This is a genomic window from Cryomorpha ignava (assembly GCF_010686655.1).
Lineage (GTDB): Bacteria > Bacteroidota > Bacteroidia > Flavobacteriales_D > Cryomorphaceae > Cryomorpha > Cryomorpha ignava.
This window is the reverse complement of sequence record NZ_JAAGVY010000126.1, coordinates 1-1180: the sequence shown is the minus strand read 5'-3', so window position 1 is coordinate 1180 and position 1180 is coordinate 1. Positions and strand designations below refer to the sequence as shown.

At 44.3% G+C, this 1180-nt stretch carries 1 protein-coding gene; it reads right to left on the bottom strand.

Annotation, left to right across the window (positions count from 1 at the left end; all coding sequences use genetic code 11):
* Nucleotides 1-1180 (bottom strand): PKD domain-containing protein (locus tag G3O08_RS20695; RefSeq protein WP_163287348.1); only part of this gene is annotated, 1180 nt, incomplete at both ends.

Genomic DNA, 1180 nt, shown 5'->3' with positions numbered 1-1180 from the left:
ACGGTTGGGGTATCAACAGGGCTTGCCACCGTTACGGTATAAGGCACACTTACACCATCACATCCGTTCTGGGTAGCTGTAAGAATATAGGTGTATGTACCGACCGGTAGTGTTTGAAACAGGGTAGAACCCGAACCTACAACACCTCCCGGGCTGCGCTCCCACTCAAGGCTTAGTCCCGATGCTGCATTTATAGAGCTTGTAAGTGTAAATGGAACGCTATCGCACTGGGCAGGATTGCCGATAATGGTGGGCGTTGGTAATGGCGTAAAATAAATAGATACCGGCTCCGATGGCGCGAGACAACCGAATTCATCAGAACCCATTACCCAATAATCACCTGATTGGGTAACATCAAAACTTGAAGAACTTACTACCGGCGTGAAAGGTATACTTCCTTGGTACCAAGTGAAGCTTGGTGGGGTTGGTGAACCAGGGTTAAAATAAGTCAAGCTTATTGGAGTACCCATACAAACCGGCGGCGCAGGACTTGAGGATAGAAAGGGCTTAATTACTCCATCCCACAATCCGTTATCCTGAATCTCAATAGTGTTTTGGGTGATGTCTGTACAACCTGCGCTGCTGGTGGCCGTTAGGGTTATCGTGAATTCTGGTGATAACGGTAAAAAACCATAAACTTTATCTGGGTTGGCCTGATAATTTGTAGAACCATCTTCGAAATCCCAAACATAATTTAATCCTGTCGCTGGTGTACTGAGATTATTCAAATGCACTACCACATCATTAATACAAGCAGGTATAAATGGAGAAACAATCTCAAAATCGGCATTGGGCTTATCTGGCAAGTTTACGTTTACAATGGTAGTACAAGGCGGTGCAGCTGTGGTAAGAGTGCTATAAATGATCTCTCTGAATTGATAATCACCCGGCGGGAGTTGCGCATCCGCAGATAGGACGGAATTGCCGGCTACAATCGTTTGCCAGGAGTTTGTTCCTTCTTTATAGGCATAGCTATTGTACATGCTACCTACTTCCAAAGGAAAAATATTGGAATGATCAAAGAGGGTAACGTCGTATAAACTTCCGGTACCGCAGCTTACGCTGTAGTACATATCACCAACGAAGGGTATATACACATTTTGATGAAATCCCTTTGTACATGAATCAGTTTCAACAAAATAGTTAAATGGATATACTCCGGCTTCTTCAAAACTCGCTG